Genomic DNA, 21,877 nt, shown 5'->3' with positions numbered 1-21,877 from the left:
GGCCGGCCGGAATCCGCCCGGCCGGTTACAGCATGAACCGGACCATATCGGCGGTGCGCACCAATCCCGGCAGCGCCTCCGGCGTCGACCGCGGATGCAGCACATGCACCGCCAGCCGGAACATCACCGCGCGTAACAGCATCTGCGGCCATTCGGGTAGGTCGGCCCACCGTTCGAGCAATCCCTCGTCGGCGCCGCCCCACGACAACGCGTCCACCACGATCACCCCCGCCGCCCACGCGGCCGGCCGCCAGTACGGGGTGATATCGGTGAGCGCGGGAGTCTGCGCACCGGCGAACAGCACGGTGCCGAACAGGTCGCCGTGCACCAACTGCGCCGGCGTATGAACCGGTTTACGCAGCGTGGCCAGCTGACCGATCAAGTCCAGACTGTGCCGACCGTCCGGTGAGTTCTCCACCACCGCACCTGCCGCGCGCAACGTACGCAACGGCACCGTCTCCCACGCGGCCCGGTCCGCGGCCACGAAAACATCCACGTCCAGCCACGGTGTCACCGGCGGCTGGGACAGGAACCGGGGCCGGTCCAGGGTGGCGGTCGCCTTGTGCAAGCGCAGCGATACCGAGACCACCTCGTCGTGCCGCGGCTCCGGGGAACCCGGCATATAGGTATCGCAACGCCAGCCCGACACCACATACCGCCCGTCGGTCGCCCGCACCGGGCGGGCCAGCCGTAATCCGTCCACCCGCAAGCTTTCCCGGATCTTGGCCGACCACGCGGCCCGGGCATGATCGGCGACCGGGCTGAGCACCACATCACCGAGGCGCCAACCGCCCTCCCAATCGCCGAGAGCGACCGGGGCCAGTTCGCGCAGACCGAATGTGGCCCGCACATGTTCGGGGGGTTCGACTGTGGTGGTCACGCGCCGTACCGTACTCCCGGCGCCCGATACGTCCAGTGCGCCACACCGGGCCGTAGCCGGGCCGCGACACGCCGGTCACAACCTCGGAATCCCCGGTTCGGACACAGGCCCGTCCACCACTGCCGGCCGGGCAACGCACCGCGCCCAGCAACGAGATGGCTACCGGCACCCACCGCCGATTCGCCGAGTTCGGACGCGCGCAGGACGTCGATATCCCTGTCACGGCGGTCACGGCTGTCAGAGCCGGTGGGCGGCGGGCCGGCCAACCCAGCCGAGCAGGCGGAAGGTCCCGGACCCGCCGCCTACTGCCTCGGCGTCGAGCTGTCAGTACACCGGCAGCGAGGGATCCACCTGGTGGGCCCAGGCGATCACGCCGCCCTGGAGATGGGTCGCGTCGGCGAACCCGGCGCGTTTGAGCGCCGCCAGCGCCTCGGCCGAACGCACACCGGTCTTGCAGTGCAGCACGATCTTCCGGTTCTGCGGTAGTTCCGAGAGCGCCTCACCGGAGAGAATTCGATCCTTCGGGATCAGCGTCGCGCCGTCGATATGCACGATGTCCCACTCCACCGGTTCGCGGACATCAATCAGTTCCACATCACCGGCGTCGAGCATGTCCTTGAGCTCGCGGGCGGTCACGGTGGAACCGGCCGCCGCGGCCTGGCCCTCCTCGGACACCACACCGCAGAACGCGTCGTAGTCGATCAGTTCGGTGATCGGCTGACGCGCGGGGTCACGGCGCAGCTTGATCGTCCGGTAGCTCATATCGAGGGCGTCGTACACCATCAGCCGCCCCAGCAGCGGGTCGCCGATACCGGTGATCAGTTTGATCGCCTCGGTCACCATGATCGAGCCGATGGACGCGCACAGCACCCCGAGCACGCCGCCCTCCGCGCAGGACGGCACCATCCCGGGCGGCGGCGCCTCCGGGTAGAGATCGCGATAGTTGATCCCGCGGCCGTCGGGAGCGTCCTCCCAGAACACCGATACCTGGCCTTCGAACCGGTAGATCGAACCCCAGACATAGGGTTTACCGGCCAGCACGGCGGCGTCGTTGACGAGATAGCGGGTGGCGAAGTTATCGGTGCCGTCGAGGATCAGGTCGTACTGGGAGAACAGTTCCACCGCGTTCTCCGGCTCCAGCCGGATCTTGTGCAGCCGGACGTCGATACCGGAATTGATCTCCAGGATCGAATCACGGGCGCTGTCGGCCTTGGGCCGGCCGATATCGGATTCCCCGTGGATGACCTGCCGCTGCAGGTTCGAGGCATCCACCTCGTCGAACTCGACGATGCCCATCGTGCCCACCCCGGCGGCGGCCAGATACAGCAGGGCCGGCGAGCCCAGACCGCCCGCGCCGATCACGAGCACCTTCGCGTTTTTCAGCCGTTTCTGCCCGTCCATCCCCAGATCGGGAATGATCAGATGGCGGCTGTACCGGGCGACCTCGTCCCTGGACAGCTCCGCGGCAGGCTCCACAAGTGGGGGCAGGGACCTCGGTGATGACACGTCTGCGAACTCCTCGTATCGAATAGCCGGGTCGCGGTGTGCGCGGGTACGGCTCTACGGACGGTGACCGTGGCCGGCGCGGCGACCGGTCGCACCGGCGTCGGTTCCGGGTACAACGCGGGCGCGCCGAGCATTCTTCCCGCGGCCCATCGACACCTCGCACCCAGGGCTCGACGGGCGGTATTCGGCCGCGCCGCCTCGGCTACCGGGAGGTTCTGCGTCGCCCGCGTTCGTGTTGCCGGGCAACAGCCGGCCGCACTCGCGGCGAACTCGCGCCCGGTGGCCGCGGGGCTGCCGGGGTCAACCGCGTGGATACGGCCACGGGTTGAAGCGGCAGGTCTTCCCGTCCATCGGCACCACACCGGATGGGTCGAGCGCCGCGATCTCATTGTTGGCCGTACCGAAGGTCTGCTGCATCATCACCGGCGCCAACCCGCCCTCGCTGGCACACGGTTGATGTTCGTGGTAGCCGATGGCATGCCCCACCTCGTGGTTGACCAGGTACTGCCGGTAGGAACCGATATCCCCGTCGAACGCGGGTGCACCGCGGACCCAGCGCGCCTCCGACAGCACCACCCGCCCCTGGTCGGAGTTGTAGCAGGACGAGTCGATCGGGATCTCGAACCCGCACGCCGCCCGAGTGGTGTTGCGGGCGGTGAGCGAAATCCGGAAATCCGGTTCGCCGCGGTCGATACGCCGGAAGGCGAACTTCCGGTCGTGCACCCAGCTCTTCGGGTTACCGAGGGTGGATTCGATCAGCCGGGCCACCGAATCGTCCCCGCCGAACGCCCGGGTATCGATCCCGTTCTCGATTTCGACGGTGTAGCTGAAGGTGTCCTGCTCCCCCGCCCCCACCTGCTCGGACATGCCCGGTAACACCCGCCAGGTGCCCTTACCGTTCTCGGTGAACGGGCCGCCGGCCGGCAGGGCGCCGACCGGCAGATCCGCGGGGAAATGCCCGTCGCCCGGTGGCGCCCCGATGATTCCCGCACTGGCCGGCGGCGTCCCGAGCACCCCCGGCGCCGGATCGGCCGGTCCCGCCGTGGTCCCCGGACCGGACCGGATGGCATCGATCGCCACGAAAGCAGTGAGTGCCAGCAGCGCCGGGAGCGCGTAGGCACGCCAGCCGTAACGCGCGGCAAAACGGCGCAACCAGGCCCGTTTCCCACCGGCGGGCCCGGAATCGGCAGGCGGCGGGGTCGCGGGGGGATCCCAGCGGGCGGCCAGCGGCTGCCGGGATCCGTCCACCCGCTCGACCGCGGACCCGTCCCCGATCGTCGTCGCATCGTCGGCGGCGAAGTCTGGATCGTGGGGGCGGTGCGCGCTGCGCCCGCCGCCGGAAGAGCTGCCCGGTCGGTCGGTCACAGCGTCCACACTCTCACAGGCGGCCCGGACCGGTGGCAACGGCGGTGGCCGAGGCATCCGCCGGCCGTTCGGTCCGGACCGATTCGGCGAGTGTTCCCAGTACAGGGATATATATCGCCGTAGAAGCCGGGTTCGACCACCCGGGTCGGCAACAGCCCGGTAAGCGAGTATGGTGCTCGAAAGACCCGGTACACACCCCTTTGCCGGGGAATCGACTGGGAGATCCGAATATGACCGACCTCGTGGACCGGATGACCTCGCGCTCCTCTTCCGGCACCGCCCCCAAACGTGGCACCCGGCTTCCACGTGACGAACGACGCCAGCAGCTCCTGGCCGCAGCCAGCGAGGTTTTCGTACTCCGCGGCTACCACGCCGCCGGTATGGACGAGATCTCCCAGTGCGCGGGAGTCAGCAAACCGGTGCTCTACCAGCATTTCACCAGCAAACTGGAGCTGTATCTGGCGGTCCTGCAGAACTACGTCGACATGCTGGTATCGAGTGTGCGCCAGGCGCTGCGCTCCACCACCGACAACAAGCAGCGGGTCCGCGCGGCGGTCGCCGCCTACTTCGATTTCGTCGACAACGAGATGCAGGGTTTCCGCCTCGTCTTCGAATCCGACCTCACCAACGAACCGCAGGTGCAGCGGCGGGTGGAGCAGGCCACCGAAGCATGCGTGGACGCGGTGTACGACCTGGTGGCCCACGATTCGGGCCTGGACCCGTACCGCGCGCGCATTCTCGCCGTAGGACTTGTGGGCGCCAGCCAGTTCACCGCCCGGTACTGGCTCGAAGCCGACCGGCCGATCCCCAAGGACGAAGCCGTCGACACCACGGTCGCGCTGGCGTGGGGCGGTCTCAAACACGTCCCGCTGCATCCGCTGGTCTGAGACATACGAAGCCCCCGCCCGAATCGGGCGGGGGCTTCGTATGTACTACCGGCGGAACTCAGACCGCGGCGAAACCCACCCGGCCACCGGTGGCGGCACCGATCTCCACATAGGCCACCTTGCCGGCCTGGATCAGGTACTTCCGGCCCTTTTCGTCGGCCAGCGTGAGGACCCCACCCGAGCCGCCCAGCGCTTCGGAAACCAGTGCCTCGACCTCGTCCGGGGTCTGCGCGCTGGCGATGACGAGTTCGCGCGGGCTATCCGAAATACCGATCTTGACCTCCACGGCCAACCTCCGAACTAGAGTCTGTGTGCTGTCCTGGCAAGGTTAGTTGAGGCCCGAACCGCGCGGTACACGCCCGGGTCCGCCCGTAGCGAACAAACGATGCCGCGGTTGCGCCCGGAACCCCGGCCGAATCACAGCCCGAGGACCGCCATGCGCTCGGAATGGGCGGCCTGCATGCGGTCGAAGAGGGCGGCGATACCGTTCAGATCGCCGGTGGCCGCGAGGACCAGTTCGGTCAGCTCGTCACGCTGAGCCATCACGTACTGCGCCTGGGTGATCGCTTCGCCGAGGAGTCGGCGGCCCCACAGGGTGAGGCGGTCGCGTTCGGAGCGGCTGGCCGCCACCGCGCGGCGGACCTCGTCGATCACGAACTCCGAATGCCCGGTATCGGCCAGCACATCGCGCACCACGGCCGCCACATCAGAGCTCAGCGCACCGGCGATCTCCCGGTAGAAGTCCGCGGCGATACCGTCGCCGACGTGGAACTTCACCATCGATTCCAGCCAGGTCGACGGGTCGGTGGAGCGATGGTAGTCGTCCAGTGCCCGGGTGAACGGCGCCATGGCCGCATACACCTCGGCACCACGTTCGGTGAGCGCGGCCTCGAGACGTTCGAAATGCGCGAGTTCGGCCGCCGCCATCCGGGCCACCGCGACCTTCCCGGGCAGGCTCGGCGATAACGCGGCTTCCTCGGTGAGCCGGTAGAAGGCGGATATCTCACCGTAGGCCAGCACCGCGAACAGATCGGTGACACCGGGATGCTCGGCGGGAATGGCTGGTTCGACCGGTTCACTCGGCGTAACACCCAGCGCGGCGGGTGACTGTGCTCCCATGGAACTCCAGCGTAGTACCTGCCCGCGCCGGGCGATCGCGGTCACACCGGTGTGGTGAGGAACTTGTCGAGGTAGGTCCAGGTGGTGTCGCGAGCGGTGGCTCCGGTCAGGATGGCCAGATGCCCGCCGGGTGCCGTCTCGTAGCGCACGGACTCGGCGGCGGTGAGGGTCCGCAGCCCGCGTTCCACCGCACGCGCCGGGGTGATCACATCCGAGGGCCCGCCCACCAGCAACACCGGCGCGGTGACATCGGCCAGCCGGATCGGCCCGGTGCCGAAATCCACCACCCCGCGCCCGATTTCGTTACGCAGGATCAGCCGGTTCCACAGCTGCTGATACATCCGGCCCGGGTACCCCGGCATATCGGCCATGAACCGGTCGACAGCCTCCATCCGGGCCAGCGATTCGGTGCGGGCCAGATTCCCGGCCACGAACCAGGGCCGCTTGATCTCCCGGTCCCATGCGGTGATGCGGTAGGCGAGCCGGGTCAACGGCGCCGGAACACCACCCGTCGCGCCGAGCACCGCCCCCACCGCGGCCCCGGTGCCGGTACGCCGGGCCAGCGCCGCCAATTGCGGTGTAATGGGCATCGCGTTGTAGTCCAGCGGCGAACCTACCGCGGTGATCGACCGGATCGGCAGCCCGGGATCGGCGGCGGCCGCCAGCAAGGCCATCGTGCCGCCCAGTGACCAGCCGACGAGATCCACCCGCGGATCCGCACCCGCCCCGGCCCGGTCGGCAACCGTTCGCCGGATCGCGGCCGGGATGATGTCGTGCACCCAGTCCTCGAACCCCATCCGGCGGTCGGCGTAGGTGATCTCGCCGTAGTCGATCACATAGGGCGCCCGGCCGGTATCGAGCAAGAACTCGGCCACACTCTGTCCCGGCCGCAGATCGAAACAACTGGCGGGCGCAGCCAACGGCGGCACCAGCAGCACCGCCGGCCGCGAACGACCCCGCCCGGCCACCGGAGCGGGTTCGAAACGCCGCAACTGTCGATGCGGTTCGTCCCACAGCACCGTCACCGGCGTGGGACGCCGCCCCTCCACCCCGTCGCCGAATGTCAGCGCCCACGCATTACGCGCGGCCCGCTCCACGGCCCGCGTCACCTCGCCCTCCGGATCGACCGCGCGCACGGCACGATCCGCCAGAGCAATACCTCGACCAGCGATACTCACCGTGTCATTCTGGCGCGCCCCGGGCGCGCCGGGGTTCGGCCCCCTCGGCGTCGTGCTTGCCTCACGATGGATCCGGATGGTCGTCGCACGGTGACCAGTCGCCGGACAGTCCACCCGGCACCAGAGCCGGACCGGCCACCATGTGTCACAAATCACCGAGAACCCGGCAACAACACACCCGACGTCCCGAGAACGCGACCAACGTCGCTGCCTAGTTCAGCGAGGCCCTCAAAAGTTTTGGGCCGCGTGGTGCTTCAGCCCGCGAGGCAATGCGGCGCAGCCGCGAGTGCGGCGGGCCGAAGCACCACGCCTGGGGGCCGAAACCCGCGCCGCCGCAGGCGGCGCAAAATAACACAGCTACAATCGCCAATGGACATCCGAAGAATTTCGGTCGATCCGTTGGAATCGGCAGCGCCGAAAGTCGCGCACCGCGGGTGGGCGCAGCGGTAGCGAGGAATTCTGCGGGGTCCACGGAAAATGTGCGCGCACCAGATCCGCATCACCGATGCGCTGCGCCGATGTCCGAGCTTCGCTGTCCGTCATCCGGGCGCCTGCCGACATCCGGCGGCGGCCCGGGTGAATATCGCAGGGCGGATCCGTGGTTGTCGTGGGCCGACCGGTCCGCCCCACGCCTCGTGCGCGTGTAGCGCGATAACGAGGGAAGGCACGAACCTGAGCAAGATCACTGTAGAACCGGAACCGGGTCTGGCGGAAACGCTGCTGACGGCCGAGCTGGACGCCGGACATACCGCACCGTCTTTTGCCGAATTGGGTGTGCGTGACGAAATCGTGCGCGCGCTCGGCGAGATCGGTATCGAACGTACATTCGCAATCCAGGAACTGACGCTGCCGCTGGCGCTGGGCGGTGAGGATCTCATCGGCCAGGCCCGGACGGGGATGGGCAAAACCTTCGGGTTCGGCGTCCCGTTGCTGCATCGGATCAGCACCGTGGAATCCGGGACCACCCCGCTGGACGGCACCCCGCGCGCTCTGGTCATCGTGCCGACGCGCGAACTGTGCCTACAGGTCACCAAGGATCTGGAGAACGCGGCGAAATACGTCACGAGCGAACGCGGGCCGCTGCGGGTGACCTCCATTTACGGCGGCCGCCCCTACGATTCCCAGATCGCGGCCCTGCGTGCGGGCGTGGACGTCGTCGTCGGAACTCCCGGCCGATTGCTGGACCTCGCCGACCAGCAACACTTGATTCTCGGAAAAGTGGGCGTCCTGGTTCTGGACGAAGCCGACGAAATGCTCGATCTGGGCTTCCTGCCCGATATCGAACGCATTCTCGGCATGGTGCCCGATAAACGGCAGACCATGCTGTTCTCGGCGACCATGCCGGGCCCGATCATCACGCTGGCCCGCACTTTCCTCACCCGGCCGACGCATATCCGGGCCGAGGAACCGCACGATTCGGCGGTCCACGATCGCACGGCGCAATTCGTGTACCGGGCCCACGCACTGGACAAAGGCGAATTGATCGCCCGTATTCTGCAGGCCGAGAGCCGCGGCGCGACGATGATCTTCACCCGCACCAAGCGGACTGCCCAGAAAGTCGCCGACGAACTGGGCGAACGCGGTTTCGCGGTCGGTGCGGTGCACGGCGATCTGGGGCAGATCGCCCGGGAGAAAGCGCTGGCGAAATTCCGTAAGGGCACGATCGACGTCCTGGTTGCCACCGATGTGGCCGCGCGCGGTATCGATATCGACGATGTCACCCACGTCATCAACTATCAGTGCCCCGAGGACGAGAAAACCTATGTGCACCGCATCGGCCGAACCGGCCGGGCCGGCCGGACCGGTGTGGCGGTCACGCTGATCGACTGGGACGAACTCACCCGCTGGGCGGCGATCGATGCCGCGCTCGGTCTGGGAATTCCGGATCCGGTGGAAACATATTCGCGGTCGCCGCATCTGTTCGCCGATCTGGGGATCCCGGAGGGGGTCACCGGCACGGTCGGGGCGCGGAAACCACAGCGCGACCCGGACGCCGTGGTGGTGGAGCGTCCGGAGCGGGCACCGCGGAAACGCAACCGGCGGCGTACCCGCGGCGGTAAAGCCATCGAGAACGGCTCGAGCACGGGCGATTCGACCGATACGGAGACCGTCGCCGAAGTGGGTGACGCCCCGGCCGGCGCGGAAGCGGACACGGACCAGGAACCCGCTCCGGCGCGCCGCAGGCGGCGCCGGCGGCGTTCCGCGACCGGCGAGGGCGCCACGGACGACGCAAGCGTGGGCACCGACGCGACGGACGCGAACGACAGCGAGACCACCGAGCAGCCCGGCGCCGCGGAAACCGGCGACACCGCCGACTCCGATAAGCCGGCGCGCCGCCGGCGGCGGCGGAAACCGGCCGATAGGAACACCGGCGACGATACCGGGGCGCCGGAAGGCCCGGCGTCCGCGGATACGACGACCGGTGCGAGCACCACGTCGGACGGCGTATCGACGGCGGAGTGATACCCGGCAGGACCCGAGCCCGGGCCGGCGGTTACCGAACCGCCGGCCCGGGCCGTTTCGTGCGCGGCGCCGGTCCCGCGGGGGCGCGAGCACCGTCCGGACGTCCGGGCCGTATCCGATAGGCTCGCGTACGTGCTCGCACCCGAGCGGCGAACGCGCGCCGATGTCATCACCGCTGCCGCGATCGCCGTCGTCGTCGCGATCGGGGTGGTCGTGGCGTGGGCGAGCAGCGATGTCGCCGGAACCGAATCGGTGGTCGCCGGCCAGCCCGTCCGTACGCCCGCGGCGGCCCGGGAACTTCCGGATGAACTACGTGAACTGTGGCGTGCACCCGATACCGCCACCACCCGCGCGCTCACCTCCGAGGGGGTGGCCGTCACCGCGGACGGCGGTACCGTCACCGGCCACAACCGGCGGACCGGTGAACAGGTGTGGCGGTACAGCCGCGATCTTCCGCTGTGCGGCGTCGAAGCGCAGTTCGGCATGGTGATCGCGGTCTACCGCAGTGAACGCGGCTGCAGTGAGACGAGCATGCTCGCCGGCGCCGACGGCCGGCGCCGCACCTCCCGCAGCAGCTATATGGACGACCGGCTCCGGCTTTCGGTCGACGGCACGTACGTGGTGGCGCAGGGTCCGCGGCGGCTCGAGGTGTGGCGTTCCGACCTCGTCCGCACCCTCGAATACGGCTATGTGGACGCCAAGGAGAACTGGAAGACCCAGCCGCGGCACGACTGTGAGCTGCAATCGGCGGCCTCGAGTTCATCGCGGCTGGTGGTGCTGGAACGCTGCCCGGGTGATCCGGCCGCCCGGCTCACCGTGCTGGCTCCCGCGCCCAAGGACGACAACGTGCCGGAGGAATACGGTTCCCGCATCCTGGAAGGTCCCGGCGCGGATGCGCCCGAGGCGCGCGTTATCGCAGTCTCGGACAACCGGATCGCGGTCTATCAGCCCGGTACCAGCGGTCCCGAGGCGGCGGCACCCCGATTGACGATCTTCGACGCCAAAGGCAATCCGCTGGTGGTGCAGGAGCTCTCGGCACCGCTCGACGAAACCGCGACCACGACGCGGACCGGCTCCGCATTCCTCGTATTCACCGGTAACAGCGTGATCGCTTTGCAGGCCGGTACTTTCGAGCCGATGTGGACCGCGGCCGACGCGCTGGGCGCTCCCGTCCTCATGGCCGACCGGCTGCTGATTCCGGTACCCGGCGCGATCGCGGCGCTCGATCCCGCCGACGGCACCGAGGTCGCCCGGATCCCGGTGGACCGGGCGGATTATCACGGCGGCCCGATATCGCTCGGCGTACTCGGCAATACGGTTCTGGAACATCGTGACGGTCTCCTCGTGGCACTGGCCGATCCCGATTCCCCCGATCCCGATGCCCCCGAATCCGGTGACGCCGAGGCGGACCGACCGGCAAAACCACTGCGGTGAAACGTATTTGTCGGTACCGGCGGGCACACTGGCAGGTATGACAGAAGCAACCCGGCCCACCGATTCGGCCGCCGCGGCCGAGACCGCCCGCTATCACGATCCCGACGCGCCGTGGAACCAGTACACCGAGGACGATCCGGCGATCTGGAACACCGACGTGATCCGCGAATTCCGGGCGAACGGGGGGCGCGTCGGCGGCGCCTATGCCGATGCGACGCTGCTGCTGCTCACCACAACGGGAGCGAAAACCGGTAAACGGCATGTGGTTCCGCTCGCCGCGCAGTATCGCGGCGAAACCCTCTACATCAGTTCACTCGTCGACGACGGATATCCGTCCTGGTATCACAATGTGCGGGCGGATCCGGCGGTGATCGTGGAACTGGGCGATCATGTGCACCACGCCACGGCACGGGTCCTCACCGGCGCCGCCTACGACGAGTTCGCCGCCTGGGTCCTGGCGAACAATCCGGTGCTCGCCGATTTCCAGGCCACCACCGAGCGCCCTATCCCCTTGGTGATCCTGACCTTGGCCGGCTCGCGCTGACCGGAATCGTTGTGCAGGCGTCGTCGTCGACCGGGACAGGGCGGCACATTCGCAGGGTCGCTGGCCATACCGCTGACTCGTAACCAATGTTCACCGGGCCGGCATGGTACGACGGCATCCCGACGGTTCGCCGCACCGCGCACGCCGCACCCGGCCGTCCGGCTCGGCGGACCTGGTCGAGCCGGACCAGACCGAACCGAGCCAGTCGGACCAGAGCGAGCCGGACCAGGCTGGGTCGAGCCATGCCTGAGCGAGCCGAGCCACACCAGCTCGGGCCAGCCGGAGCCAGACCAGACCGGGCCAGAGCGAGCCGAGCCAGGCCAGACCGAGGCGGACCTGGCCGAGCCAGACTGAGCCAGGTCGGACCAGGCCGAGCCACACCAGGCCAGACCGGGCCAGAGCGAGCCGAGCCAGACCGGGCCGAGCCAGACCAGACCGAGGCGGACCAGGCCGAGCCAGACCAGACCGGCCAGAGCGAGCCGAGCCGGACCAGGCCAGACTGGGCCGGGCCGAACTGGGCGGCGGACTGCGCCGACTGCCGATTCCGGTCGGCAGCGCCTCGTCTGCCCCAGCGTGATGATGCAGACCCGGCCGCCCACCTTTGTGCCCCGCACCGCGCCGCGGGCTGCGGTCCCTGCACCCGCGATTGGTGGGCCGGGCCCGATGCGCCGAATACCGCGCCGGGCATCATGGTGGCTATGCCCGGCTCCGAGAATGCCCGTGTGGTCCTGCTCCGCCACGGCGAGACCCGCTGGTCGGTACAGCACCGCCACACCGGCCGCACCGATCTGCCGCTCACCGCGGACGGTGAACGCCAGGCCGCGGCGGCCGGGCCGGTGGTGGCCGGCCTCGGTCTGCGGAACCCGGTGATTGCGGTCAGTCCGCGTGCCCGCGCCCGGCGGACCGCCGAACTGGCAGGGCTGACCGGCGCCCGGATCGAACCGGACCTCGCCGAATGGGATTACGGCGACTACGAGGGCCGCACCACCCCGCAGATCCGCGCCGACGATCCCGGCTGGACGATCTGGACCGGTGCGGTACCGGGCGGAGAATCCGCGGACGAGGTGAGTGCGCGAGCCGATCGTGTACTCGCTGCCGCGACCGTCCCACTCGGCGAGCGCGATGTGATCCTGGTGGGACACGGGCATTTCTCCCGTGCGCTGATCGCTCGCTGGCTCGGTTTTCCGGTCCGGGAAGGCCGCCGGTTCGCGCTGGCGACAGCAGCGGTCAGTGTGCTGGGCTTCGAGCACGAGGACCCGACGCTGTGGGCACATAATCTGCGTCCGGACATCGCGTGAATCCCGGCCGGATGCCGAAGTTCACAATGCTTCGCAACGCCGCCCACGCCGGCCCCGACACCCCCGTCCCGTCGCGATTCGCCCCGCAGCTGCCCGTGACGCAACCGAAGGAGATCCCGTGCCCCACACCGCCGGCCCCGTGATCCGCCGCGCCGAACCCGGTGACGTCCCCGCACTGGTCGAGCTCGTCTACGGCCTGGCCGAGTACGAGAAAGCGCGGCACGAGTGCACTGTCACCGCCGAGCAGTTGCATGCCGCGCTGTTCGGCCCAGCCCCCGCGGTCTTCGCCCATGTGGCACTCGTGGACGGCACCGTCGCGGGCTGCGCCATCTGGTTCCTGAACTTCTCGACCTGGGACGGTGTCCACGGGATCTACCTCGAAGACCTCTACGTAACGCCGGAGGCGCGCGGTACCGGGCTCGGCCGGGCCCTGCTGGCCGCTCTCGCGCACGAGGCGCAGATCCACGGCTACACCCGGGTCAGCTGGTCGGTACTGACCTGGAATACACCATCGATCGGCTTCTACGAATCCCTGGGCGCGCAGGTCCAGGACGACTGGGTGGGCTACCGGCTCACCGGCCCCGCCCTGGCCGCGCTGGCCGCGACCGCCGGTTCGCACCGGTAGCGGCGGCACCCGGCGATATCCGGGCCGCCACGCTCATTCCTCGCCCGTGCTCCCGTACTCCTGGGCGGCCCAGCGCGAGGTGGGCGGAGCGAAGAGCAGGCCCAGCGCGCCCAGCGCCACCACCCCGAGCACGGTCCCGTACAGCGGTTGTCCCGATCCGAACAGCAACGACCACACCACCGGTAGCAGCAACAGCTGGGTTATCACCGCGATCGCCCGCCCCCAGCGCTGCCCGAGCAGCAGGCCGATACCCGATGCGAGCACCGCGCCGCCGAGGATCCCGAACCACATGGCCGTGCCGTAACCGCTGATCGCGTCCTCTTCGTGCCCCAGCAGCGCCCGCACCACGAGCACCACCGCCACGGTCACCGCCACGGCGCCTTCCAGCGCCACCAGCCCACCGGCGCCACGCACGGTCCCGGGCACACCAACGTCTTTTCGCTCGACCACCCAGCCAGCTTAAGTTGTGTTTTCCCGATGCCCGCGGGCGCATGTTCGGCCGCTCCCCCGCCCCTGCGTACTCCCCATCTGCCGCGGGCGGGACAGAATTACCCCCATGCGGACGTTGTTGATCGTCAACCCCAATGCGACCTCTACCACGGCGGCGACCCGTGACCTGCTCGCGCACGCCCTGGAGAGCCGAACGCAGTTGACGGTCGCGCATACCCAGCATCGCGGTCACGCCGCCGAACTGGCGCAGTGGGCGGCGACCAACGAGATGGATCTCATCGTGGTGCACGGCGGCGACGGCACGGTCAACGAGACGATCAACGGTTTCGTACCGCTGCCGCAGGTCGACGACGGGCAGGCGTGGCGGCCCCGGCTCGGCATCATCCCCGGTGGTTCGGCCAATGTGTTCGCCCGCGCACTCGGTATCAAGCCCGATCCGGTGGCGGCGACCAATCAATTGATCGACCTTCTCAAGGCCGGTGACGGGGATCGCCGAATCGGTCTCGGTATCACCGATGACCGGTGGTTCTGTTTCAGCGCCGGGGTCGGTCTCGACGCGGAGGTGTGCGCCGCCATCGATTCGGCACGGGCCAAAGGACGCGCGGCCACACCGGCCCGCTACGTGCGCACTACTGTGGCGCAGTTCTTCCGCGCAAAACAGGCGCAACCGGAAGTCACCGTGCATGTTCCGGGCCACGAGCCCGTTTCGGGGGTGCATTACGCATTCGTCACCAACACCAGTCCGTGGACCTATCTGAATGCGACACCGGTATGTACCAATCCCGGTACCCGGTTCGAATCGGGTCTCGGTGTGTTCGCCGTGCGAACCATGGCATTACTGCCTACACTGCGGCTGGCGACGCAACTGTTGTCGCCACACTCCGAGCCGAAGTCGCGGAAGCTTTTTCGTGACGACGACGTCCCGTCGGTGCGCATATCGAGTGCCGAGCCGATCGGCCTGCAAATCGACGGCGACTTCATCGGCAGGCGCGACGTGGTGGATTTCACCGCTGCGCCGGACGTCCTCGACGTGGTCGCTCCGCGACCGGTATGAAGTGTCACATCCGGGAAATAGATCCCGTTTGTGCTGCGGAAACCGGCGTAGGCGAGTAAAAAGGACTGCGGCAGGTCTCCTAGTGGGGCCTTCAGTGCGTGAGCTTCCCCACGGTGCGTCGGATACCTATTGACATCTACGGTGTTCGTGAAAGCATTCACAAGCAACCGTGCGGAAACATTCAGTTCGCACAAGTGAACGATCCAGCAACCGATCGGCGCCCTGTGGCGCCCTACAAAGGAGCAGAAGGAATGGACTGGCGCCATAAGGCCATCTGTCGCGATGAGGACCCCGAACTGTTTTTCCCGGTGGGCAACAGTGGTCCTGCGCTCGCGCAGATTGCCGATGCCAAGCTGGTCTGCGCCCGCTGCCCCGTTACCGCCGAATGCCTGTCCTGGGCCCTGGGTTCCGGACAGGACGCCGGTGTATGGGGCGGTATGAGCGAAGACGAGCGGCGCGCGCTCAAGCGTCGCAATGCGCGTACCCGCACTCGTACGGCTGTCTGAGTTAACGCGGGGAAGCGACTACCGGACCTTTTCCAGCCCGGGTCCGGGGAGTCGTGGATTGCCCGGCACCAGTGAATCTGGTGCCGGGCCGAAGTTTTTCCGGGGCGACCGAACGAGACTTATCCGCAATTTGCCGGACAATCGCCCGCGAAAAACAATCGGTGTTTCCGACCACAGCTCTTCCACGGTATGCATAATTGAAACCGGCGAGTTTCCGTCGGGTTTCAGCGTGCCGCCCGCCGCCCCAGCGGCACCCGCAGTACCGCATCCGTCCCGATATCGGCACCGGGATGTAATCCGATCGATCCGCCCAGTTCCGCGGTCACCAGCGTGCGCACGATCTGCAGTCCCAGACTGTCCGACTGCTCCAAGCTGAACCCGGCCGGCAATCCGCGTCCGTCATCGCCGATGATCACGTCCAGCCAGCGGGCCGAACGCTCCGCGCGAATGGTCACCGTTCCGTTCTGGCCGCCGTCGAAGGCGTGCTCGATGGCGTTCTGGACCAGTTCGGTCAGCACCATCACCAGTGGTGTGGCGCGTTCGGCCGAGAAAACTCCCAGCGAACCGGCCCGGCGTACGGTGATGCGCGCGGTGTGCACGGTCGCGACATCGGCCATGATCGGCAGCAACCGATCCACGACCTCGTCCAGATCGACCTCCTCGTCCACCGACATCGAAAGCATCTCGTGCACCGAGGCGATCGAGGTGACCCGCCGCACCGATTCCGTGAGCGCCCCCCGCGCTTCCTCGTTCTCGGTGCGGCGCGCCTGCAACCGCAGCAGCGCCGCCACGGTCTGCAGGTTGTTCTTCACCCGGTGATGGATTTCCCGGATGGTGGCGTCCTTGCTCAGCAGTGCGCGGTCCCGGCGCTTGACCTCGGTGACATCACGAACCAGCACCGCGGCCCCGGCCAGTTCACCGTGCGGGCGCAGCACCAGCGTCCGCAACAGCACGGTCGCCCCGCGCGCCTCCACTTCCATCCGCCGCCCGGTGCGCCCGGCGAGCGCGGCCTGGATATCGCCGACCACCTCTTGCGCGTCGAACGGGTCGGTGATCAGCGATCGCGTGGTAGCGGCCAGATCCTGCCCCGCCAGATCGGCCTGCAAACCCATCCGGTGATATGCCGACAGGGCGTTCGGGCTGGCGTAGGTGACGATGCCCTCGGTATCGAGCCGGATGAACCCGTCCCCGGCCCGCGGACTGGAATGGGTGGCGGCCCGGTCCTCGGTGGTCGGGAAGGTGCCGTCGGCCATCATCTGGCACAGATCATCGGCGCACGCGACATAGGCGATCTCCAGGCTGCTGCGCACCCGGGAACGCTGCCGGTCGGTATCGCGGCTCAGCACCGCGATCACATCGTCACCGCAACGCACCGGTATCGCCTCCCGGATCGCCTGCACCGGGTACGGGTGATACACCCCCGTTGCCTCCCCCTCGGCGTCCGTGCGCACGATCTCCCCGCTGATCAGTGCGTCGAAAACCTGCGAATGGTCCGCCGGCCGGGCAGTCGATCCCACCAGGTCCGCCAGGTGGACGGTGGGCGCGGTGGTGGGCCGGCACTGCGCGACGCACACGATATCGGCGCCCTCCTGGACCGGCCCGGCCCCGACCCACAGCAGCAGATCGGCGAAGGACAGATCGGCCAGCAACTGCCAATCGCCGACCACCCGCTGCAGATGATCCACCGCCACCCCGGGGAGATCGGTGTGTTCGGCCAGCAGATCACTCAGTGTGGACATGAGCCAATTCTGGCGTGCCCGCCGCGGGCGAAGTTCCGGCCCCCGCCGATGCACTCCCTCGATGCCTCCCGCACCGCACGTGGCACCGCTCGGCCGCATCCAGGGCGGGTTCCAAGGGGGCCAGTGCAGCGCGGAGGATCTCGGCGAGCGGCCCGGACGGGATGACCAATCCGGTCCCGGCCGACGGACCGGCGGCGGGTTGCAACCACCGATCGAGACCGACTCGGACAGCAGCGGTCACGCTTGCCGCCAGCACCTGGGCCGTCGATCCGCCCGTTTCGCCGAGACGAGCGGCTATCGCCTCGGCGAGCGGTTGTTCGATTGCGGTGGTGGTGCCGAGAAATGCCGCGCGCAGCGCCGGGCGGGCCGTGATCAGCAGCAGGCCGGCTCGCCCGCGTTCGCCCGGTTCGGTGTACTGGCCGATGATCGCCTCCACCACGGCGTCGGCAACACCGACCTCCGCCGGTTGCGCCCGCACGGCCGCAGCGACCCGGTTTTCCCGTTCGGCAGTGACTGCGGCGACAATCGCCTCTTCCCGGCTGGAGAAGTAGTTGTTGTAGGTGCGTGGCGAAACGCCTGCCGCATCGGCGATATCCTCGACGCGTACCTTTTCGGGGCCGTGCTCGAGCGCCAGCCGGAGAGCCGCCTCGCGCAGGGCCACCCGGGTCGCCTGTTTCTTCCGTTCCCGCAACCCCGCCGGTTCTGTTGCCACGCGAACAGACTGGCACAAACACTGCGTGCCCGTAAACTTTCGTGTACGCATTTATGCGCTGGGTCGCGGTCGCCGAGCGCTACCGAGGCACACAGTCCCGCATAGCCGCGGCACCGGGCGCCCGGCGGCAGTATCCGGTGCCGCGATTCCTCACCCGGTGGCGAACCCGGCGATGAAACCACCCGGGGCCGATATGCCGCGACGACGGCGGAAATCAGTCGATCACAGCGATCAGGTCGCCGGCTTGGAGCACCTGGCCGGGTTCGACGGCGATGGAGGCGATCGAACCGCCGGCCTCGGCGAGCACCGGGATCTCCATCTTCATCGATTCCAGCAACACCAGGGTCTGGTCCGTGGCGACCTGGTCGCCCACCGCCACCTCGACGGTGAGCACCGTGGAGACCATTTCCGCCCGCACTTCTTCGGCCATGACACCTCGTTCGTCAGCTTCGTTCCGGCACCGGGTTCCGCCGCCCGATGTACCGCCGTCGGTACAGCCAATCACACGTGAAACAATGGCCGGGATCAATATCTACTCCCCGCAGTCGCGGGAAACGTCCCCAGGAGGGAGCTACCCATGGGTAAGCGTGGCCGCAAGAAGCGCAGCCGTAAGGGCAACGCCGCCAACCACGGCAAACGTCCCAACGCCTGAGCCGCCGGCACAGGCCCGGAAACAGACAACCCGCACTCCCGGAGGAGTGCGGGTTGTTCTCGTCGGCGGTGTTCCGGTACCGGCGATATGCGACGGATCGTGAGGCAACCGCGTCCCGGCCGACGGACGCCGGCACGGATTGTCCGGCACCGGGCCGACCGGTCGGCTCTATTCGGCGGGGGTTTCCTCGGTAGTGATCGTCACCGAGCGACTGCGGATCTCCACCAGCAGGCGTTCCCGGAGCGAATCCGGGGCCTTGTCGCCACCGCATTTGCGGCTGAGCAGGCTTTTGATCTTCTCCTCGATACCGTAGGCCTCGATGCAGGGGGCGCAGTTGTCCATATGGTGCTGCAGCCGTTCGCGGGTGCGGTCGTCGCACTCACCGTCGAGCATCAACCAGACATCGGCCAGTACCGCCGTGCAGTCGAGCTCCATATCGGAATCGTGCTCGGTGCTCACTGCTTGACCTCCTGGCGCACCTCGGTGGCGGACTCTGCCGTGCGGTTGAACCCGCGTTCGCGCGCCACATCGCCGAGCAGACCCTTCAGCTGTTTCCGGCCGCGGTGCAGCCGGGACATCACCGTACCGATAGGTGTGCCCATGATGTCGGCGATTTCCTTGTACGGAAATCCTTCGACATCGGCGTAGTACACCGCCATCCGGAATTCCTCCGGCAATTGGACGAGCGCCGCCTTGATGTCGTCGTCCGGGAGGGCGTCGAGAGCTTCGACCTCCGCCGAGCGCAGACCGGTCGAACTGTGTTCCGCGGTGGCCGCCAACTGCCAATCGGTGATCTCGTCCGTTGGATACTGCGCGGGCTGCCGCTGTTTCTTCCGATAGGAGTTGATGTAGGTATTGGTGAGGATCCGATACAGCCAGGCCCGCAGGTTGGTGCCCTCTTTGAAGGATTTGAAGCCGGCATAGGCCTTGACATAGGTCTCCTGGACCAGGTCTTCGGCGTCGGCGGGGTTACGCGTCATCCGCAGCGCGGCACCGTAGAGCTGATCCAGCATGGGTAGCGCGTCCCGCTCGAACCGCCGGTCCAGTTCGGCGCCGGTTTCCGGCTGTTCGGCAGGCCGCTCGTCGGCGCCGGTTGTGGTCGCCACGTCGTCCTCGCTCGTCACACGTGTCCCTTCGATCGGTTCACCAGCCAAATCTACCGGGAGTGTGAAGTCGGAGAACAACCGCGTGCGCGCCGGGGCCGGAACCGCGGTGATCGGGCGTTGTTCGACAAGAACGGGCACCGTCGCTCCTTCGCTCTTACGGGGTTGGGCACCGGTGGCCGGACGGCCCGCCCGGTGCCGGTATCTGCCGCGTACAACCGGTACCGGCCGCGATGTGTTCCCGGATAAGGTGGCTGTCCATGGCAGCAGGCGCCACACCGGCGATCCGCGTACTGCTCGCGGACGGGGCCGGTCATACCGTGCACAGTTACGATCACAACCCACGCAGCGACTCCTACGGCACCGAAGCGGTCGAGATTCTGGCCGCGCGGCTCGGGGTCCGGCCACGGCAGATCTTCAAGACGTTGGTGCTGGAACTGTCCACCGGGGCGTTGGCGGTTGCGGTGTTGCCGGTTCCCGACAGCTTGTCCTTGAAGGCGGCGGCCGCCGCCTTGAACGTCGCCAAGGCGACCATGGCCGACCGCGCCGCAGCCGAGCGGGCCACCGGCTATGTACTCGGGGGGATCTCACCGTTGGGGCAGCGCCGCCGTCACCCGACCGTGGTCGACATCTCGGCACTGGACTGGGAGACCGTTTTCTGCAGCGCAGGTAAGCGCGGCCTCGAGATCGAGGTCGCTCCCGCCGATCTGATCCGCCTGGCCGGCGCGGTCACCGCACCGGTCACCGCCTGAACGTTCGCGGCCGGGCGGCATCGCCGATACCCGAGCGAATACGCCGCAGGCGCGGCCCGGCACCACCGGCCGAGCACAGGGGAGGATGATCCGTTCTCCCTCGCGACGCAGCAGGCCGACGGAGCCGGGCCGCGAGGCGGGTCGATCACCCGCAGCAGCGCCCGGCCGATCGGCGTTGTGATCCGCGACATGCCCCTGACACCGTTTGCGGGCCCGTAGCAGGGCGACCGCTGCGGGGCTGCCGGTCCGCTCGTTTCCCCCGATTCGCGCGCTGTGCCGATCGGCTGAGAGTATCGGCACCGCAGTGCGGTCGAGGCGGGTGCATTCAACCAGGTGAGTCGCCGCCCTGCGGTTCGAACGAAGACATGTGGTTGAAAGGAACACCGGTATTGACGACGGACGCGCGAGCTGAGCTGGGAAACTTCCTCCTGGGAGACCGGTTCGCCTGTCTGGCGGGCCGCTCCGCCTGGCGCCGCGGCGGTATCACCCACCGCCACTACGACGTGATGGGCGGCGAGGATTCGGCCCGGTTGATGGCACTCGATCTTGCCGAGTACGTCGGCGCCGCGGACTGGAATCCGCGCAAGTTCACCAGTTTCATCGCAACCTTCGAACAACCGCGCGGGGTGGACGAGTTGCGGTTCGAAGAGTTGCTGTGGCAACACCTGCAACTGCTGCACGAGGCGGAAGCGGACACGTACGGGTGGGCGCCCGGGTACTCGTCGGATCCCCAGTCCGGCGAGTTCGGGTTCAGCGTGGCGGGCCACCCGTTCTTCGTCATCGGACTACACGAGACCCATCGGCGGTTCGGCCGCCGACCCCCGTTTCCGATGCTGGCGTTCAACTCCCATGAACAGTTCGGGTTGATCAAGGCGGCCGGTATGTGGGAGCGGCTGGCCGAGAAGATCCGCAAACAGGACATCACGCTGCAGGGCGATATCAACCCCAACCTGCTGGAGTACGAACAGCTCTCCGAAGCGCGCCGCTACTCCGGCCGCCCCAAACCCGCTGACTGGCATTGTCCGTTCACCGCCCGCCCCGGGACGCAGGAACGCCAACTGGCCGGTCTTCCGGGGAACTGATCCGCAGGGCCGGGTCCATCCGGCTCCGGGGAAGCGCGGCGCGCAACCGGCGGCCCGGCAATCGTGGCCGCCCGGCGCACCCGCAAACCCCGACGCGGCCGCTCACTCCGGAACAGCGCAACTCGCCAGTTGCACCGGGCGTGAATGCGCTGGTAGCACCGCATCGTATGCGTTACTTGTGGGCGAGGAGTTGGACCGACCCGAGGATGTGATGCGATATGTCCCCGCGCAAACCCCTGCGCACCGTGTTCGTCGCCGTATCCGCGGCTGCGGCGCTGACCGTCGCCCCCGCTCTGCTGACGACCTCGCTCGCGGCACCGGCCGCGTATGCGGCGCCGGGCGAGTATCCACTCGGCGGCGAGGAGGGCGCCACCGGCGACGGCGAAGTGGAGAACGGACCGGCCGAACGTGCGGAAAAGGCGGGTGGCGGAATTCTTACCGAAACCATCGATCTCAGCGCCGATCTGCTCAAATGCGGATTGAGTATCGCGACCCCGGCGGTGAAGTGCCCGCTGGGCAGCTGACCAC

General features: G+C 68.1%; 24 protein-coding genes. 12 read left to right on the top strand and 12 right to left on the bottom strand.

Annotated features, from left to right (window positions below; all coding sequences use genetic code 11):
* Positions 1–25: 25 nt before the first annotated feature.
* The 3 genes from IU448_RS17895 to IU448_RS17885 all read right to left on the bottom strand — a co-directional run bounded on the left by IU448_RS17895 (position 26) and on the right by IU448_RS17885 (position 3,751).
* Positions 26–880 carry a TIGR02569 family protein gene (locus IU448_RS17895; protein ID WP_195056748.1) on the bottom strand — a complete coding sequence of 285 codons (855 nt, stop codon included), beginning with the start codon at positions 878–880 and terminating at the stop codon, positions 26–28.
* Positions 881–1,204: 324 nt separating this feature from the next.
* Positions 1,205–2,386, bottom strand: a complete 1,182-nt coding sequence (gene moeZ, locus IU448_RS17890) for an adenylyltransferase/sulfurtransferase MoeZ (protein WP_195056747.1) — start codon at positions 2,384–2,386, stop codon at positions 1,205–1,207.
* A gap of 300 nt (positions 2,387–2,686) precedes the next feature.
* Positions 2,687–3,751, bottom strand: a complete 1,065-nt coding sequence (locus IU448_RS17885; protein WP_324188630.1) for a DUF3152 domain-containing protein — start codon at positions 3,749–3,751, stop codon at positions 2,687–2,689.
* A gap of 230 nt (positions 3,752–3,981) precedes the next feature.
* Between IU448_RS17885 and IU448_RS17880 the strand changes: the two genes are divergently transcribed.
* Positions 3,982–4,638 carry a TetR/AcrR family transcriptional regulator gene (locus tag IU448_RS17880; RefSeq protein ID WP_062972929.1) on the top strand — a complete coding sequence of 219 codons (657 nt, stop codon included), beginning with the start codon at positions 3,982–3,984 and terminating at the stop codon, positions 4,636–4,638.
* Positions 4,639–4,696: 58 nt separating this feature from the next.
* On the opposite strand, the gene IU448_RS17875 is transcribed toward IU448_RS17880, so the two are convergent.
* From IU448_RS17875 to IU448_RS17865, 3 genes are all read right to left on the bottom strand, one after another.
* Positions 4,697–4,924 (bottom strand): DUF3107 domain-containing protein, encoded by a 228-nt coding sequence (locus tag IU448_RS17875; RefSeq protein ID WP_195056745.1) that lies wholly within the window; start codon positions 4,922–4,924, stop codon positions 4,697–4,699.
* Between the two features lie 131 nt (positions 4,925–5,055).
* Positions 5,056–5,757, bottom strand: coding sequence for a ferritin-like fold-containing protein (locus tag IU448_RS17870; RefSeq protein ID WP_195056744.1), 702 nt, complete (start codon positions 5,755–5,757; stop codon positions 5,056–5,058).
* A 41-nt stretch (positions 5,758–5,798) separates the two neighbouring features.
* Positions 5,799–6,866, bottom strand: coding sequence for an alpha/beta fold hydrolase (locus IU448_RS17865; protein ID WP_195056931.1), 1,068 nt, complete (start codon positions 6,864–6,866; stop codon positions 5,799–5,801).
* Positions 6,867–7,586: 720 nt separating this feature from the next.
* Here IU448_RS17865 and IU448_RS17860 point away from each other — a divergent pair.
* From IU448_RS17860 to IU448_RS17840, 5 genes are all read left to right on the top strand, one after another.
* Positions 7,587–9,398, top strand: coding sequence for a DEAD/DEAH box helicase (locus IU448_RS17860; RefSeq protein WP_195056930.1), 1,812 nt, complete (start codon positions 7,587–7,589; stop codon positions 9,396–9,398).
* 132 nt (positions 9,399–9,530) lie between these two features.
* On the top strand, positions 9,531–10,832 hold the full coding sequence (locus IU448_RS17855; protein WP_195056743.1) for a PQQ-binding-like beta-propeller repeat protein: 1,302 nt from the start codon (positions 9,531–9,533) through the stop codon (positions 10,830–10,832).
* Positions 10,833–10,869: 37 nt separating this feature from the next.
* Entirely contained in the window at positions 10,870–11,376 is a 507-nt protein-coding gene (locus IU448_RS17850; RefSeq protein WP_195056742.1) for a nitroreductase/quinone reductase family protein, read from the top strand.
* A gap of 698 nt (positions 11,377–12,074) precedes the next feature.
* Positions 12,075–12,674 carry an acid phosphatase gene (locus IU448_RS17845; protein ID WP_195056741.1) on the top strand — a complete coding sequence of 200 codons (600 nt, stop codon included), beginning with the start codon at positions 12,075–12,077 and terminating at the stop codon, positions 12,672–12,674.
* A gap of 139 nt (positions 12,675–12,813) precedes the next feature.
* Positions 12,814–13,299 (top strand): GNAT family N-acetyltransferase, encoded by a 486-nt coding sequence (locus IU448_RS17840; RefSeq protein WP_195056929.1) that lies wholly within the window; start codon positions 12,814–12,816, stop codon positions 13,297–13,299.
* Positions 13,300–13,332: 33 nt separating this feature from the next.
* On the opposite strand, the gene IU448_RS17835 is transcribed toward IU448_RS17840, so the two are convergent.
* Positions 13,333–13,749: a hypothetical protein gene (locus IU448_RS17835; RefSeq protein WP_280457328.1), complete on the bottom strand. Its 417-nt coding sequence runs from the start codon at positions 13,747–13,749 to the stop codon at positions 13,333–13,335.
* Positions 13,750–13,855: 106 nt separating this feature from the next.
* Here IU448_RS17835 and IU448_RS17830 point away from each other — a divergent pair, with 106 nt between their 5' ends.
* Both IU448_RS17830 and IU448_RS17825 read left to right on the top strand, forming a co-directional pair.
* Positions 13,856–14,803 carry a diacylglycerol/lipid kinase family protein gene (locus IU448_RS17830; protein ID WP_195056740.1) on the top strand — a complete coding sequence of 316 codons (948 nt, stop codon included), beginning with the start codon at positions 13,856–13,858 and terminating at the stop codon, positions 14,801–14,803.
* Between the two features lie 251 nt (positions 14,804–15,054).
* A complete protein-coding gene (locus IU448_RS17825) occupies positions 15,055–15,309 on the top strand; it encodes a WhiB family transcriptional regulator (protein WP_033243220.1) in 255 nt (84 codons plus the stop codon).
* 224 nt (positions 15,310–15,533) lie between these two features.
* On the opposite strand, the gene IU448_RS17820 is transcribed toward IU448_RS17825, so the two are convergent.
* From IU448_RS17820 to IU448_RS17810, 3 genes are all read right to left on the bottom strand, one after another.
* Positions 15,534–17,048 (bottom strand): sensor histidine kinase, encoded by a 1,515-nt coding sequence (locus IU448_RS17820; protein ID WP_195056739.1) that lies wholly within the window; start codon positions 17,046–17,048, stop codon positions 15,534–15,536.
* Positions 17,032–17,760: a TetR/AcrR family transcriptional regulator gene (locus IU448_RS17815; RefSeq protein WP_324188629.1), complete on the bottom strand. Its 729-nt coding sequence runs from the start codon at positions 17,758–17,760 to the stop codon at positions 17,032–17,034. Before IU448_RS17815 ends, IU448_RS17820 begins: the two co-directional genes overlap by 17 nt.
* Positions 17,761–17,974: 214 nt before the next feature.
* On the bottom strand, positions 17,975–18,190 hold the full coding sequence (locus IU448_RS17810) for a biotin/lipoyl-binding carrier protein (protein WP_195056737.1): 216 nt from the start codon (positions 18,188–18,190) through the stop codon (positions 17,975–17,977).
* Between the two features lie 147 nt (positions 18,191–18,337).
* Here IU448_RS17810 and IU448_RS29760 point away from each other — a divergent pair, with 147 nt between their 5' ends.
* Complete coding sequence (locus tag IU448_RS29760) at positions 18,338–18,412, top strand: 50S ribosomal protein bL37 (protein ID WP_022597109.1); 75 nt, start codon at positions 18,338–18,340, stop codon at positions 18,410–18,412.
* 168 nt (positions 18,413–18,580) lie between these two features.
* Here the strand turns inward: IU448_RS29760 and rsrA are convergent, their stop codons facing one another.
* Positions 18,581–18,847, bottom strand: coding sequence for a mycothiol system anti-sigma-R factor (rsrA, locus tag IU448_RS17805; RefSeq protein ID WP_195056927.1), 267 nt, complete (start codon positions 18,845–18,847; stop codon positions 18,581–18,583).
* A gap of 20 nt (positions 18,848–18,867) precedes the next feature.
* Positions 18,868–19,536 (bottom strand): sigma-70 family RNA polymerase sigma factor, encoded by a 669-nt coding sequence (locus IU448_RS17800; RefSeq protein ID WP_416383016.1) that lies wholly within the window; start codon positions 19,534–19,536, stop codon positions 18,868–18,870.
* A gap of 239 nt (positions 19,537–19,775) precedes the next feature.
* Here IU448_RS17800 and IU448_RS17795 point away from each other — a divergent pair, with 239 nt between their 5' ends.
* The 3 genes from IU448_RS17795 (at position 19,776) to IU448_RS17785 (ending at position 21,873) form a co-directional block, all read left to right on the top strand.
* On the top strand, positions 19,776–20,267 hold the full coding sequence (locus IU448_RS17795) for an aminoacyl-tRNA deacylase (RefSeq protein ID WP_195056736.1): 492 nt from the start codon (positions 19,776–19,778) through the stop codon (positions 20,265–20,267).
* Between the two features lie 389 nt (positions 20,268–20,656).
* Positions 20,657–21,349 (top strand): guanitoxin biosynthesis heme-dependent pre-guanitoxin N-hydroxylase GntA, encoded by a 693-nt coding sequence (gene gntA, locus IU448_RS17790; RefSeq protein WP_228813314.1) that lies wholly within the window; start codon positions 20,657–20,659, stop codon positions 21,347–21,349.
* Positions 21,350–21,567: 218 nt separating this feature from the next.
* Positions 21,568–21,873 carry a hypothetical protein gene (locus IU448_RS17785; protein WP_195056734.1) on the top strand — a complete coding sequence of 102 codons (306 nt, stop codon included), beginning with the start codon at positions 21,568–21,570 and terminating at the stop codon, positions 21,871–21,873.
* The last annotated feature ends 4 nt before the right edge of the window (positions 21,874–21,877 follow it).

The organism is Nocardia flavorosea (assembly GCF_015477805.1).
In the GTDB taxonomy this organism is placed as follows: domain Bacteria; phylum Actinomycetota; class Actinomycetes; order Mycobacteriales; family Mycobacteriaceae; genus Nocardia; species Nocardia flavorosea_A.
This window is presented reverse-complemented; position numbering and strand designations above follow the sequence as displayed.